The organism is Bacteroides graminisolvens, assembly GCF_963666085.1.
GTDB lineage: Bacteria > Bacteroidota > Bacteroidia > Bacteroidales > Bacteroidaceae > Bacteroides > Bacteroides graminisolvens.
Map to the genome: position 1 here is coordinate 653,948 of NZ_OY762556.1, position 13,319 is coordinate 667,266.

At 47.2% G+C, this 13,319-nt stretch carries 13 protein-coding genes; 5 read left to right on the forward strand and 8 right to left on the reverse strand.

The window, feature by feature from the left end:
- Positions 1-61 precede the first annotated feature (61 nt).
- Both murI and ACKPCE_RS02720 read left to right on the forward strand, forming a co-directional pair.
- The gene (gene murI / locus ACKPCE_RS02715) at positions 62-904 is read left to right on the forward strand and encodes a glutamate racemase (protein ID WP_024995283.1); all 843 of its coding nucleotides are present in this window, start codon (positions 62-64) and stop codon (positions 902-904) included.
- Between the two features lie 72 nt (positions 905-976).
- Positions 977-1,210: a DUF2007-related protein gene (locus ACKPCE_RS02720; protein ID WP_024995284.1), complete on the forward strand. Its 234-nt coding sequence runs from the start codon at positions 977-979 to the stop codon at positions 1,208-1,210.
- Here the strand turns inward: ACKPCE_RS02720 and ACKPCE_RS02725 are convergent.
- Positions 1,207-2,346 carry a pyridoxal phosphate-dependent aminotransferase gene (locus tag ACKPCE_RS02725; protein ID WP_276993714.1) on the reverse strand — a complete coding sequence of 380 codons (1,140 nt, stop codon included), beginning with the start codon at positions 2,344-2,346 and terminating at the stop codon, positions 1,207-1,209. The genes ACKPCE_RS02720 and ACKPCE_RS02725 overlap by 4 nt on opposite strands.
- 169 nt (positions 2,347-2,515) lie before the next feature.
- On the opposite strand from ACKPCE_RS02725, the gene proB reads away from it, so the two are divergent.
- Genes proB through ACKPCE_RS02740 form a run of 3 tightly spaced genes read left to right on the forward strand, consistent with a single transcriptional unit; the run spans position 2,516 to position 5,846 of the window.
- Positions 2,516-3,598, forward strand: a complete 1,083-nt coding sequence (proB, locus tag ACKPCE_RS02730) for a glutamate 5-kinase (protein ID WP_276962703.1) — start codon at positions 2,516-2,518, stop codon at positions 3,596-3,598.
- Positions 3,599-3,615: 17 nt separating this feature from the next.
- Positions 3,616-4,869: a glutamate-5-semialdehyde dehydrogenase gene (locus ACKPCE_RS02735; RefSeq protein WP_319504109.1), complete on the forward strand. Its 1,254-nt coding sequence runs from the start codon at positions 3,616-3,618 to the stop codon at positions 4,867-4,869.
- A 20-nt stretch (positions 4,870-4,889) separates the two neighbouring features.
- Positions 4,890-5,846 carry a Rossmann-fold NAD(P)-binding domain-containing protein gene (locus ACKPCE_RS02740; RefSeq protein ID WP_319504110.1) on the forward strand — a complete coding sequence of 319 codons (957 nt, stop codon included), beginning with the start codon at positions 4,890-4,892 and terminating at the stop codon, positions 5,844-5,846.
- 59 nt (positions 5,847-5,905) lie between these two features.
- Here the strand turns inward: ACKPCE_RS02740 and ACKPCE_RS02745 are convergent, their stop codons facing one another.
- The 7 genes from ACKPCE_RS02745 to ACKPCE_RS02775 all read right to left on the reverse strand — a co-directional run bounded on the left by ACKPCE_RS02745 (position 5,906) and on the right by ACKPCE_RS02775 (position 13,275).
- Positions 5,906-6,289, reverse strand: a complete 384-nt coding sequence (locus ACKPCE_RS02745) for a rhodanese-like domain-containing protein (RefSeq protein ID WP_319504111.1) — start codon at positions 6,287-6,289, stop codon at positions 5,906-5,908.
- A 22-nt stretch (positions 6,290-6,311) separates the two neighbouring features.
- Entirely contained in the window at positions 6,312-6,992 is a 681-nt protein-coding gene (locus tag ACKPCE_RS02750; protein WP_319504112.1) for a NigD1/NigD2 family lipoprotein, read from the reverse strand.
- Positions 6,989-8,137 (reverse strand): acyltransferase, encoded by a 1,149-nt coding sequence (locus tag ACKPCE_RS02755; protein WP_276993721.1) that lies wholly within the window; start codon positions 8,135-8,137, stop codon positions 6,989-6,991. The genes ACKPCE_RS02750 and ACKPCE_RS02755 overlap by 4 nt, the downstream gene beginning before the upstream one ends.
- Complete coding sequence (locus tag ACKPCE_RS02760) at positions 8,134-9,108, reverse strand: D-alanine--D-alanine ligase (RefSeq protein WP_319504113.1); 975 nt, start codon at positions 9,106-9,108, stop codon at positions 8,134-8,136. Before ACKPCE_RS02760 ends, ACKPCE_RS02755 begins: the two co-directional genes overlap by 4 nt.
- Positions 9,105-10,178: an RluA family pseudouridine synthase gene (locus tag ACKPCE_RS02765; RefSeq protein WP_319504114.1), complete on the reverse strand. Its 1,074-nt coding sequence runs from the start codon at positions 10,176-10,178 to the stop codon at positions 9,105-9,107. Before ACKPCE_RS02765 ends, ACKPCE_RS02760 begins: the two co-directional genes overlap by 4 nt.
- A gap of 26 nt (positions 10,179-10,204) precedes the next feature.
- On the reverse strand, positions 10,205-10,861 hold the full coding sequence (locus tag ACKPCE_RS02770; RefSeq protein WP_276962696.1) for a PASTA domain-containing protein: 657 nt from the start codon (positions 10,859-10,861) through the stop codon (positions 10,205-10,207).
- Positions 10,862-10,971: 110 nt separating this feature from the next.
- Entirely contained in the window at positions 10,972-13,275 is a 2,304-nt protein-coding gene (locus tag ACKPCE_RS02775) for a TonB-dependent receptor (protein ID WP_319504115.1), read from the reverse strand.
- Positions 13,276-13,319 lie beyond the last annotated feature (44 nt).

A 13,319-nucleotide genomic window follows, 5' to 3' on the forward strand; every position in this document is an offset into this window, starting at 1 on the left:
CGGATAACGCGGATGAAGCGCCAATTCGCTTCATCCGCGTTTTTTTAGTATAACTCTTATGATGAAGAAACAGTTACCCGAAGCACCAGGCCCCATCGGAGTGTTCGATTCCGGTTACGGGGGACTAACCATTCTGCAACAAATCAGAAAAACATTGCCCCAATATGATTATATCTATCTGGGCGACAACGCACGTACTCCTTACGGTACGCGTTCTTTCGAAGTTGTATATGAGTTTACCCGGCAAGCAGTGACCAAATTGTTTGAAATGGGTTGCCATCTGGTCATCCTGGCTTGTAACACAGCATCGGCCAAGGCACTTCGTAGCATACAAACCAATGACTTGCCTCAACTGGATTCATCGAGAAGAGTTCTTGGAGTTATCCGCCCCACGGTAGAAAGGATTGGCGAAATGACTCGTAGCCGGCACATTGGAGTGGTTGCAACAGCCGGAACCATCAAGTCAGAGTCTTACCCGCTCGAGATTCGCAAACTGTTTCCGGATATCACCGTGACCGGAGAAGCTTGTCCCATGTGGGTGCCTCTTGTTGAGAACAACGAGGCAACGGGTGACGGAGCCGACTTCTTCATTCGCAAGAATCTCAACAGCCTGCTCGGTAAAGATCCCCAAATAGATGCGATCATTTTGGGCTGTACCCACTACCCGCTCTTACTTCCTAAAATAAATCAATACGTTCCACAAGGAGTACAAATCATCACACAAGGTGAATTCGTGGCTGTCAGTTTGCAAGATTATCTTAAAAGGCACCCCGAGATAGCCGATAAATGTACGCAGAACGGCGTTACCCATTTCTATACCACGGAAGCAGAAGAGAAGTTCTCGGAATCGGCCAAACTTTTCCTGAATGAGGAAATTGAAGTGAAGAGAATATCACTGGAATAAAACTTCATTCGTCGTTAACTTTTCGCCGGTTTACTTTGTTCTATCATAAAGAAACAACTAAAGAGAAATACCATGAAAGAGAATGATGCCAATAAATTAACGGAAGTATTTGTCGGAACGCCCTGGCAAGCCGAACTAGTCAAAGGGTTATTAGAGAGCAACGGAATACAAGCAGCGCTCAAAGACGGAATCATGGGAACCTTGGCGCCTTACATAAGCCCGGAAGTAGCGGTTTTTGTAAGCGAAGAGAACTATGAATCGGCTGTAACCCTGATCAATGAAAACGAAGATAAAAAAACCGACTAAAGTTGTTTTAAGAACCGCTCCAAGCGGTCAAGCCCTTCCTTGATATTCTCCAGCGAGTTGGCATACGAAAACCGGATGAAACCTTCGCCACAAGTCCCGAAGTCGATACCGGGAGTGACACCTACGTGTGCCTCCTCCAAGATTCGGAATGCAAACTGATAGGAATCTTTCGTGAATTTACGGGCATCGGCAAAGACATAAAAGGCTCCCATCGGTTCCACATCGATACCAAAACCCATCGCTCTGAGGCGTTCAATCATGTACAATCGTCGCTCATTGTAGATGCTACACATATTCTCCACATCGGGAGCCGCTTCACGCAAAGCAGCTATCCCCGCAGCCTGAGCCATAGACGGAGCACAGATAAACAAGTTTTGCTGCAACGTTTGCAAAGCGCGCATGTAGGGCTTGGGCGCAATAAGATACCCCAAACGAAAACCGGTCATGGCAAAACGTTTGGAAAATCCGTTGACCACGAAAGCCTTGTCGGTAAACTCCAATATGCTTCTTGCTTTACCGTCATAAACCAGTCCGTGATATATCTCATCCGATATAACGGGCACTCCCAAAGAAGCTATTTCTTTCAAAAAAGAGTCGGGCAACAAGTTTCCCGTGGGGTTCATGGGTGAGTTTATAAAGACAGCCCGTGTGCGCGATGAAATAGACTTACGGATGTCGTCCATGTGGTACTCCATTCCTTTGCGCAACGGTACCAATACCGGATTGGCCTGAACAGCCAGCAGGAAATTACGGTAACAGGCATAACCCGGATTCGAAAGAATAACCTCACAATCGGCCTCGCAGAGTAACATCAAAGCCAATAAAATGGCAGGTGAAGAGCCCGAAGTTACCACAATGCATTCGGGGTCGACCGTCACATCGTATTCATCTTTGTAAAACCGGGCAATTTCTTTCCTGAGCTGCACATCGCCCAAAGAATGGGTGTAATGTGTGCACTGATTATCCAACGACAACTTAGCCGCTTGTAACACACAAGCAGGCGTATCAAAGTCGGGTTCCCCCACTTCTAAGTGGATAATGGAAACTCCTTCACGTTCAAGTACTTTGGCTCTTTCGAGTACATCCATTACAATAAAAGGAGTCATTTGCTCCACCTGGGGATTGATATGCTTCATGAATTATTTTGTATTAAAAGGATGCGCAAAAGTACAAAAAAGAGTGCGAAAACGTATCAACAAAATCAAGAAAGCAGAGCGGTAAAATACTATTTGATGACTTTTAATGGGCTCCTAGCTTACAGATTAGCAAAAATAGGCTATATTTGTAATTCAAATCGTAATAGAAATGGAGCATCAGTTTACACGCATCGCTGTTAAAATAGGGAGCAATGTGCTTACACGAAAGGATGGCACACTGGACGTCACACGCATGTCGGCCCTGACCGACCAGATTGCCGGGTTACACAAAGCGGGAATCGAAGTGATTCTCATCTCTTCGGGGGCGGTTGCCTCGGGAAGAAGTGAGGTGAAAACCAACAAGAAGCTCGACAGTGTGGACCAACGACAGCTTTTCTCGGCTGTGGGACAAGCCAAATTGATTAACCGTTACTACGAATTATTTCGCGAACACGGCATTGCGGTGGGACAAGTTCTTACCACGAAGGAGAATTTCGGAACCCGCAGGCATTATCTCAATCAGAAGAACTGCATGAGTGTGATGCTGGAGAACAAGGTGATTCCCATTGTAAACGAAAACGATACCATCTCGGTCAGCGAACTTATGTTTACCGACAACGACGAGCTATCGGGCCTTATCGCTTCGATGATGAATGCTCAGGCATTGATTATCCTCAGTAACATTGACGGTATCTACAACGGGGTACCAAGCGACCCTTCGGCCTCGGTAATCAGAGAAATAGATCGAGGGAAAGACTTGTCGAACTACATTCAGACGAGCAAGTCAAGTTTCGGACGGGGTGGTATGCTTACCAAGACCAACATTGCCCGTAAAGTGGCCGATGAAGGTATTACCGTTATCATTGCCAACGGCAAACGAGACGACATATTGACCAACCTCATCAATTATCCCGACACCACCTTGTGCACTCGTTTCCTGCCCTCCGAGCAGCCGGTATCCAGCATCAAAAAATGGATTGCCCACAGCGAAGGTTTTGCCAAAGGAGAAATACACATCAACGAGCAAGCCACTCAGGTACTTACATCCGACAAAGCAGTAAGCATACTGCCCATCGGCATAACCCGTGTGGAAGGAGAATTTGAAAAAGATGATATTGTGCGTATCATCGACAACCAGGGAAACGCCATCGGAGTGGGTAAAGTAAACTGCACCTCCCGACAGGTAATCGAAGCACTAGGCAAGCACGGGAAAAAAGCCGTAGTACATTATGATTACCTATACTTGGAATAACGCTTAAAAACAAAAATATGATGGAACAGTTAAACAACACGTTTGCTGCCGTACAAGCGGCCAGCAGAAAACTGGCATTGTTAACCGATGACCAAATTAACAGTGTGTTACTGGCCGTTGCCGATGCAGCAGTGGAACATACCGCATTCATCCTGTCAGAGAACCAAAAAGATCTGGAAAGAATGGATCCGGCAGACCCGAAGTTCGACCGGTTGAAGCTGACTGAACAACGAATCAAAGACATTGCAGCCGACATACGCAACGTGGCTTCCCTACCCTCTCCGTTGGGAAGGGTATTGGCAGAGACAGTGAGGCCCAACGGCATGAAGCTCACCAAAGTCAGTGTGCCCTTCGGCGTGATCGGTATCATCTACGAAGCTCGCCCCAACGTGAGCTTCGACGTATTTTCCCTTTGTTTTAAGAGTGGAAATGCTTGTCTGCTGAAAGGCGGAAGTGATGCCGAATTCTCCAACAAAGCCATTGTAAGCGTTATTCACAGCATATTGAAACAACATCAGCTCGACACACATATAGCTGAGCTGCTGCCGGCAGACCGTGAAGCAACCAACGCCTTGCTTCACGCCGTGGGTTATGTAGATCTTATCATACCTCGCGGCAGTTGCGGACTTATTAATTTCGTCCGCCAAAATGCGTCCATCCCCGTTATTGAAACCGGTGCAGGTATTTGCCACACCTATTTCGATGAAGACGGCGACTTGGAAAAAGGCACCCGCATTGTGAACAATGCCAAGACCAGACGTGTAAGCGTATGTAATGCACTCGACTGTCTGGTGGTTCACCGCAAACGCCTGGCCGACTTACCTGCTTTGTGTCAACTGCTTCCGGCCAGTAACGTACTGGTTTACGCGGATGCCGAGGCTTACAACGCACTACAAGGACATTACCCTGCCGAGTTACTGAAACATGCTACAGATGAAAGTTTCGGTACCGAATTCCTGTCGTATGCCATGGCTGTGAAAACAGTTGGCAGTCTGCCGGAGGCATTGGAACACATACACATGTACAGTTCCAAGCACAGCGAATGCATCATAACTGAAAACAAAGAATCAGCAATCCTTTTTACCAAAGTGGTTGATGCGGCTTGTGTGTACACCAACGTATCCACGGCCTTTACCGACGGTGCTCAATTCGGATTGGGTGCTGAGATCGGCATCAGCACGCAAAAACTGCACGCCCGGGGACCTATGGGACTGGAAGAGATTACTTCCTATAAATGGATTGTTGAAGGCAACGGGCAAATAAGAGTATAAACCAACTAAATAAAGTGAACATGAAACAATTTACATGTGTACATGACTTGGGCAATTTGAAAAATGCCCTCGATGAAGCTTTTGAAATAAAAAAAGATAAATTCAAATACGTGGAACTGGGTCGTAACAAAACCCTGATGATGATATTCTTCAACTCCAGTCTGCGCACCCGTTTAAGTACGCACAAAGCCGCAATGAATCTGGGCATGAACGTCATGGTACTTGACATCAACCAGGGAGCCTGGAAACTGGAAACAGAACGAGGCGTGATTATGGATGGTGATAAGCCCGAGCATTTGCTCGAAGCCATACCCGTCATGGGATGTTATTGCGACATCATCGGCGTACGTTCTTTTGCCCGTTTTGAAGATCGCGAATATGATTACAACGAAGTAATCATCAATCAGTTCATTGAACATTCCGGTCGCCCGGTCTTTTCTATGGAGGCAGCCACACGCCACCCTTTGCAAAGCTTTGCCGACCTTATTACCATTGAAGAGTATAAGAAAACGGCACGTCCCAAGGTAGTAATGACCTGGGCACCTCATCCTCGCGCACTTCCTCAGGCAGTGCCCAACTCGTTTGCCGAGTGGATGAACGCAACCGACTATGAATTCGTCATCACACACCCCGAAGGTTACGAACTTGCTCCCGAATTTGTGGGTAATGCACGGGTAGAATACGACCAGATGAAAGCCTTTGAAGGAGCCGACTTCATATATGCCAAGAACTGGGCTGCCTACACAGGCGACAATTACGGCAGAGTTCTGAGTAAAGATATGGACTGGACCGTGAGCAACAAACACATGTCTGTTACCAACAACGCCTATTTCATGCACTGCTTACCGGTACGTAGAAATATGATTGTTACAGACAGCGTGATTGAGGGTCCTCAATCTATTGTTATTCCCGAAGCTGCCAACCGCGAAATATCGGCTACCGTTGTATTGAAAAGAATGATTGAAGGGTTGAAATAAGAACCTCTCCCCTATAAAGTAAAAGAGCTGCAACCCTGAAAGAAGTTGCAGCTCTTTTGTTATTTATCTACCGGTTTACCGGCCCGTTGCCAACCGTTGAATCCTTCAGCCAGTTCGTAAACCTGAAAGCCTTGCTTTGCCAAAATAGAGGCAGCCTTTTTGCTGCGATGCCCGCTGCGACAATAAAGCGCTACCGGCACATCCTTCTGCAACAGCGAATCGGCTATAGCCTGAAAAGATCCGTCGAGCACATTGATATTAATGGATTTGGCAATGTGGCCTTCCGAGAATTCGAGTGGTGTGCGCACATCAAGGCGTTGCACAGACTCCTCTTTAATCAGCGATTCGAACTCATTAGTGGGAAGAGTTGTATAGTTTTTTGGCTGCTGACAACCAAACAAAGACGACAATATAAACATGGTAGTTACAACTAAGTGATACATTTGGTCAATTATTAAAGTTAAACTAATTCGACGAAGGCGCAAATTCGTACCGATAGGTCTTCACCCCTTCATCGTACGTGTTAACGCTAAAATAAACAACCACCCCATTCGTATTGTTTAGAAGATACCCGTTCAAAGGCACAGAAACATAAGCCCGGCGGGTAAACGCCTGCAAGTCGTCCCCATCATCGTGATACAGTTTGAGGTACACTACCGTTCTTCCCTCACCGTCAATAGCAAGCGCCTCCTCCACAAAGTGAAACAGGTGTTTGGCACTGTGCATTTTTACCAGTAGCACAGCATTCAGGTAAGCATTTCCTTTCCACACGCTCTGTATGGCCACCGGATCAGTGAATACCCCATTCTTAAAGGCAGAAACCGGTTCGGGCTTCGGTGAAATGGCTTGCAGTAAAGCATAAATCTTCACCCGGGGTACTCCATTCTGACTCACCTCTTTCGTTTCATAATTAGCTACCAAACGCAACGTATCACCCGGCGATGCCGTGGTGGCCGATGCATCCTCCGCTACCTCCAACAACTGTCCGTTGTCTCTGATTAACGTAGCCAAACTCCCATTGACTCCTGCTCTTCCGGTCAGAAATTCAAGTTGAACCGAAGGATAAACATAATCGTCATCTTCCTCACAAGAAGACAGACAGCAGATGCTCAGTAGACTGATTAGAAAGAGTCGGAACGTTTTCATCGACTTGCGGCCAAGTAATTGATTACAGGATTGGCATACATCACTAATAACTTCTCACGCAAAAACTCCACATCTTTATTGGGAATAGAAATTTTGTCGAGCTGCCCTGCAATATAATCTTCGAATGTTTGCTTCTCTTCCGCCGAATAATTACCGGCAAAAGTGGTCGTTCCATCGAGTAAATCACACGCCACATAATTGCCAGGATACAAACGATAATTGGCATGAATCTTCCGGTCAATCAAGGCTGAGACACAAGCAAAAAGTTCCGTTTTCGGCAAAGAAGCATCCAGTTTCAAGAGGTCGTCGTTGATCAGCTCCGCCACTTGGAAGTGAACCCTTCCCTTGAAACCGAATAACCCGGTTTTCATGTTCAGCAAATCATCCTGAGTTGATTTCTTGTAACCCTCAACATCTCTTTTCAGTTGAAATTCCTGCGCTTTGAGGTAATCACACGGATCATACTCATACGAAAGAGACAGCGGTGCGATGTTCATCTCCGCCAGTCGCTCCAGCACAGAACCCTCACCACCCATGGCCAACATCTTGAGAACACTATCTTGCGTGCGGTCGTTGGAATCTTTTGCACGTCCCTCGCGCTGCGCAATCCAGATAGATTGTTTCTTGTCGCGAATGGTGTAATGCATGTAGTTCGACATCAGTGCCGATGCTTCCAACATCTGGCGCATGGTGAGCGCCCGTTGCACGATAAATGATTTGTTGATGCGCACCACCTTTTTTATCCACGGATAAATCAGCAGATTGTCGCCAATGGCAATCTCCACCGTACTCATATCCAGATCGAGCAACAAGATCGACAAGAAACCCGAGTCGAGAATAATATCGCGGTGATTAGAAATGTACGTATACGGCTTCTCCTTATCGGGCAAAGCAGAGTGGTCAATGGTAAGCCCACTGGCACACTCCTTCACGATATTCCAAAGTAAACCATAACAAAAAGCCTTCTGAAACTCCAGCTTGGTACGGCAAGAACGCATTTTCTGCGCAATAGCCTCGAAAGGCACCCCCGGCATAATAGACGAAACAGCCTTTTGAAAGGCAGGATCGGCAATCAGCTCCTCATAAACGGCAGGAAGCTCCTCGTCATGATAAGGTCGGATGTCATCAAAAGCAGTCGGATTCATAATTTATCTTCAATAATATCAGTCATTACATCTTTAATATCCAGTCCGGCAGCACGAATCTGCTGTGGAATAAAGCTGGTTGGTGTCATTCCGGGCGTGGTGTTAATCTCGAGCAGATTAATTTTTTGCGACTCGGTAATGATATAGTCAATGCGTATAATACCCGAACAGCCCAAGATATCATAAATGGCTGAAGTGAGCAGTTGCACCCGTTCGGTCAACTCGTCAGGCAAACGTGCTGGTGTAATTTCCTCCACCTGTCCGTTATACTTCGCATCATAATCAAAGAATTCATTTTTAGTAACTACCTCCGTAATAGGAAACACTACCTCTTTTGATTTTGTTTTGTAACATCCGCAGGTAATTTCTATTCCGTTCATAAACGCCTCAACAATTACCTCATCGGCTTCGCTAAATGCTTTCTCAAGAGCCGGTTGAATTTGCGATTCCTCCTTCACCTTCGTCACGCCGAAGCTAGAACCACCCAAGTTGGGCTTAATGAAACAAGGCAATCCCACCTTGCCGATAATCTCCTGATTGAGCACCTCGTGCCCTTTGCGAATCATGAGAGATTCTGCCACCCGTATGCCAAACCCTTTGAGGTACTGGTTGCAGGTAAACTTGTTGAATGTAATGGCGGCAGGCAATACCCCACAGCACGAATACGGAATGCGCAACATATCGAAATAGCCCTGTAGCAGACCGTTTTCACCGGGTGTACCGTGAATGGTGATATAGGCAAAATCAAACTTCACCTTATCCGTTCCGTTGTGGAAGCTAAAGTCGTTACGGTCAACAGCAGCCTTTTCGCCACCGGGCAGTTGCACTTCCCAGCGAAGTCCCTGCATTTCAACAATGTACAAATCATATTTTTCCTTATCTATAAAGGAATAAAGCCCCTGGGCGCTGCGAAGGGAAACAGGCAGTTCAGAAGAATCTCCACCTGCTACAATGGCAACAATTGGTTTCATACTAAATCTCTATTACTAATATAGCCTCTCCATCTGTCGATAAGCTGCGTCATGTCATCGGGCATTTCAGAGGTAAAATACACCTCCTCACCGGTGTGAGGGTGTACAAAACCCAATGTCATGGCATGAAGTGCCTGTCGGGGACAAATATCAAAGCAGTTGTTTACAAATTGTTTGTATTTACTAAAGTGAGTTCCTTTGAGAATTTCGTGTCCGCCGTAGCGTTCATCGTTAAACAGCACGTGCCCAATGTGTTTCATATGCACGCGTATCTGGTGTGTTCTTCCGGTTTCGAGCACACACTCCACCAGCGTAACATAGCCCAGCCTCTCCAGCACCCGGTAATGCGTAACGGCATGTTTGCCTATTTCCGGGTCTTCGAAAACCGCCATCTGCATGCGGTCTCTGGGGTTACGGGCGATGTTTCCAACGACTGTGCCCTCGTTCTCCTCAACAATACCCCACACCAGCGCGCGGTATTTGCGTTTGGTTGTTTTATTAAAGAATTGCAATCCCAGATGCGTCTTGGCATCGGGAGTTTTGGCTATAACCAGCAAGCCCGACGTGTCCTTGTCGATGCGGTGCACCAGTCCCACCCTCGGGTCATTGGCATCGTAATCGGGATCATCCTTCAGGTGCCAGGCCAAAGCGTTGACCAGCGTACCGTGATAATTGCCGTGCCCCGGATGTACTACCAGTCCGGCAGGTTTATTCACCACCATCAGATACTTATCCTCGTACACAATGTTGAGCGGAATATCCTCGGGCATCACCTCATTTTCGTAACGCGGACGGTCCATCATGACCGTGATTACGTCCAGCGGCTTCACCTTGTAGCTGCACTTCACCGGCTTACCGTTTACCATGACGAATCCCGCCTCAGCCGCCTTTTGAATGCGGTTGCGCGAAGCATTAACAATGCGGTCGAACAAATACTTGTCAACCCTTACGAGCGCCTGCCCTTTGTCGGCCACCACCCGAAAATGTTCGTAAAGCTGAGCCTCGTCGCCAACAGCTTCTACCTCATCAATATCGTTATCTTCTATTTCTTCTGAAAAGTTTTCTATCATCTGACACGTTAAAAGGGATGAATTATTTAGAACCAGCTATCCTCAGATTTCGAGGGCGCCTGCTCCGCCCCGGTGTCATCACCGCTATCGTCGGCACCGATGCTGTCGGTACCCATATCCAGACTCTCCTCCGTTCCATCGCCCACCATGAGAGTAAGCGTTGAACCGGCCGGAACCTTCTCGTCGGCCATCAAGCGTCTGCCGCGGTACTTCACTCCATACACCCAGTCCTTCTCACCGCTCACATATTCGTTCTCGGTGAGCTTGAATCCTACAGCCGACAAGCGTGCCTCGGCCTGACGTACCGAACTGTTATCGGCCACATCGGGCACCGGTTTCAGCGGCACGTTCAACGTGTTTATGGTCAGATAAATGGTTCTGCCCTCCTTTACCTTTTGTCCGGCAGCCGGAGTATAATCGAGGATACACCCCGCAGCTTTATGTTTATCGTAACTAGAGTCCGTTACCATGCAAAGCAATCCCCTGTCGGCAAAGATTTTGGCAGCCTGCTGCACCGTCATGTTGCGCACATCGGGCACGGCAACCGATTCACCGTGGCGCGTGTAGAAATCAACTCCCGTGAGTGCACCGAATACGAGCACCCCGGCTACAACCACCATCACAATGATGTTTACCCAAAAGTATTTATTCTCCCTGAAAGAAAAAAAATCTTTTATTGTCATAATTACCAGTCATTATTTGGGGTCAAAGATAGTATATTTAGTTGATAAGATGCATACGCTTTCGGAAGAATCGGCTGTTTGAGGGGACAATTCCGTACAAATAATCCGTTTTAATAACTGATTTTGATTCCGGCAAAATAGCTTCGAGGCATCGAAGGACCGTAAATATAGCCTGAGTCTCGCTTCCTGCCTTTATCGAAATCATTCTGATAGGCATTAAACAGATTCTGCACACCCGTATTCAACTGTAACTTTGTTGTTTTATAAACATCAAAATCATAAGCCAGCTTGATGCCCAAATCGAAGAAGTCACGGGTAGTAACCGCAACATCCTTTTCCACATAGCCGGCCATGTGCTGAACCAGCATGGAGCCCGTGTAAGTGCCCGACAAAGCAATGCTCAACGGTTTAACCGGTGTATAGGTTGCAGTGAAATAACCATACGTATCGGGCGTACGGAATATCTTTTTCTCGGCAGGTGCTGCGTCACTCCACTTCTCGGGTTCATCATAACGGCTGCGTTGCAAAGTAAGCCCCGCCTGCAATTGCCACAGCGACAAATAAGCAAGCTTCCCCTCCAGAGTGAGCCCCATCACACGAGCTCCCGAACCGTTGCGGCGTGTTTTTATCAAAACCCCGTCCTTGTACGTGCCCGTATCTTCGAGCACAAATACATCGGCTAACTTCGTATAGAAACCTTCCACCAAGAAATTAGTTTGAAAAGCACCAAACCGGTGATACCAATCGGCCGAGGCACTGAAGCTTTGTGATTTCTCCTCTTTCAAGTCAGAAGCCAGTTCGATCATGGAAACAGTTCCCCCCACATTATCAATATGCAAATCCTCATCAAAGGCCTGCGGAGCGCGGAAGCCGGAAGCATAACTCAGTCGGAAGTTCAGATTCTCCGTGGGATTAAAGCGTAAATTAGCGCGCGGACTCACAACGGCATCATCCATCAGGTTATGCTTGTCGATACGAGCCCCGATCAGTATTCCCCACCTGGCCGTTTTCCACTCATTTTGCAAAAAAGCACTGGCTATGTTGATGGTTTGTTTCGTGTATCGGTTGTAGCCCCACATATTATCTTCGAGCGCATCACGGTTATACTCCACGCCCGAGGTCAAATCAGACGGCATAAACAACAATTGATCAAACCGGTACACATACTGCGCACCTGCCATAAAGGTAAGATCGGTTGTTTTCCCATAAGCATTCAAGTCCTTTCCACCACCGTAATAACTGTCCCTGTCGGTATGCTGAGCAGAAGAAAACACACTCAGGCGATGCTTCTCATCGGGAGAAAAATAGTCGAACTTCAGTCCGCCGCCATTGATGGAATGCTCCAATTGTTCGGCAATATCAGCTTCGTGCGGCGGGCGATTGAGCAAGTTGCCCCCTCTGCGAAACTCCTGCATGTGGTGGTATTCAAAAGTCAGCTTGGTATACGTACTCGTCTTGAAGTACGAACGGAAGCCCACCGTTTGATTCTTCAACTTAGGCATTTCCGTGTAGCCGTCGTCGTCGTGGTCATAACCCGAACGATAGCGGTTCTGACCAAACACATACAATCCCGCCCGCTGATCGTCCGTCACCAACGAAGCATTCAAGGTTGTATTATTATCGAAAGCCGACGCATCACCCACCGCAGTCAGCGTATGCGCCAGCTGGCCGGAGTTTCTCAGCGGCTCCTTGGTGATGATATTGATGGTACCAGCAATGGCCGAAGAACCGAACAAGGCAGAACCTCCGCCACGCATCACTTCCACCCTTTCAATCATATTGGCCGGTATTTGTTCCAAACCGTACACACCCGACAAAGCACTGAATATGGGGCGCGAATCTATTAATATCTGCGTATAAGGTCCGTCGAGTCCATTAATACGTACCTGCTGGAAGCCACAATTCTGGCAATTCGTTTCCACCCTCACACCCGGCTGAAAATTAAGTCCCTGCGACAGCGTGGCCGAGTTGGTCGTTTCAAACATCTTAAAATCAACCACGTTGACCAGCGTAGGCGCCATTCGGCGGGTCGTTTCACTACGGTTGGCCGAAATAACCACCCCGTCGAGTGCCACCAAGTCTTCCTCAATCTCAAAATCTTCTTCCAACGTACGTCCCTTCTTGAGACTTACATTCCGTTTAACCGTTTTGTAGCCCACCGCACTAACCTCAAGCACAAAATTTCCTTCGGGTAAATTCTTTAAAAAATAATGCCCCGTAGCATCTGTTACAGTGCCAATGGTAGTACCTTTTAGCGTAAGTGTGATGTAGGGTAAATGCTCTTTGGTTGCTTTATCGAGCACATGGCCGATTATGTTTGCATCTGACTTTTTTAACTCCGGTACCTCCGGAGAAACAGCCTGTGCCGACAAATAAAAACAGCACAAAGCTAGTATGGATAATATATATTTCATTTTGCTTTTAATTTTAATACGTGAAACACATGCGTTGCTCCTCA

Coding starts and splice junctions, on each gene's coding strand:
- murI (WP_024995283.1), top strand. CDS start 62: ATGAAGAAACAGTTACCCGAAGCACCAGGCCCCATCGGAGTGTTCGAT.
- ACKPCE_RS02720 (WP_024995284.1), top strand. CDS start 977: ATGAAAGAGAATGATGCCAATAAATTAACGGAAGTATTTGTCGGAACG.
- ACKPCE_RS02725 (WP_276993714.1), bottom strand. CDS start 2,346: ATGAAGCATATCAATCCCCAGGTGGAGCAAATGACTCCTTTTATTGTA.
- proB (WP_276962703.1), top strand. CDS start 2,516: ATGGAGCATCAGTTTACACGCATCGCTGTTAAAATAGGGAGCAATGTG.
- ACKPCE_RS02735 (WP_319504109.1), top strand. CDS start 3,616: ATGATGGAACAGTTAAACAACACGTTTGCTGCCGTACAAGCGGCCAGC.
- ACKPCE_RS02740 (WP_319504110.1), top strand. CDS start 4,890: ATGAAACAATTTACATGTGTACATGACTTGGGCAATTTGAAAAATGCC.
- ACKPCE_RS02745 (WP_319504111.1), bottom strand. CDS start 6,289: ATGTATCACTTAGTTGTAACTACCATGTTTATATTGTCGTCTTTGTTT.
- ACKPCE_RS02750 (WP_319504112.1), bottom strand. CDS start 6,992: ATGAAAACGTTCCGACTCTTTCTAATCAGTCTACTGAGCATCTGCTGT.
- ACKPCE_RS02755 (WP_276993721.1), bottom strand. CDS start 8,137: ATGAATCCGACTGCTTTTGATGACATCCGACCTTATCATGACGAGGAG.
- ACKPCE_RS02760 (WP_319504113.1), bottom strand. CDS start 9,108: ATGAAACCAATTGTTGCCATTGTAGCAGGTGGAGATTCTTCTGAACTG.
- ACKPCE_RS02765 (WP_319504114.1), bottom strand. CDS start 10,178: ATGATAGAAAACTTTTCAGAAGAAATAGAAGATAACGATATTGATGAG.
- ACKPCE_RS02770 (WP_276962696.1), bottom strand. CDS start 10,861: ATGACAATAAAAGATTTTTTTTCTTTCAGGGAGAATAAATACTTTTGG.
- ACKPCE_RS02775 (WP_319504115.1), bottom strand. CDS start 13,275: ATGAAATATATATTATCCATACTAGCTTTGTGCTGTTTTTATTTGTCG.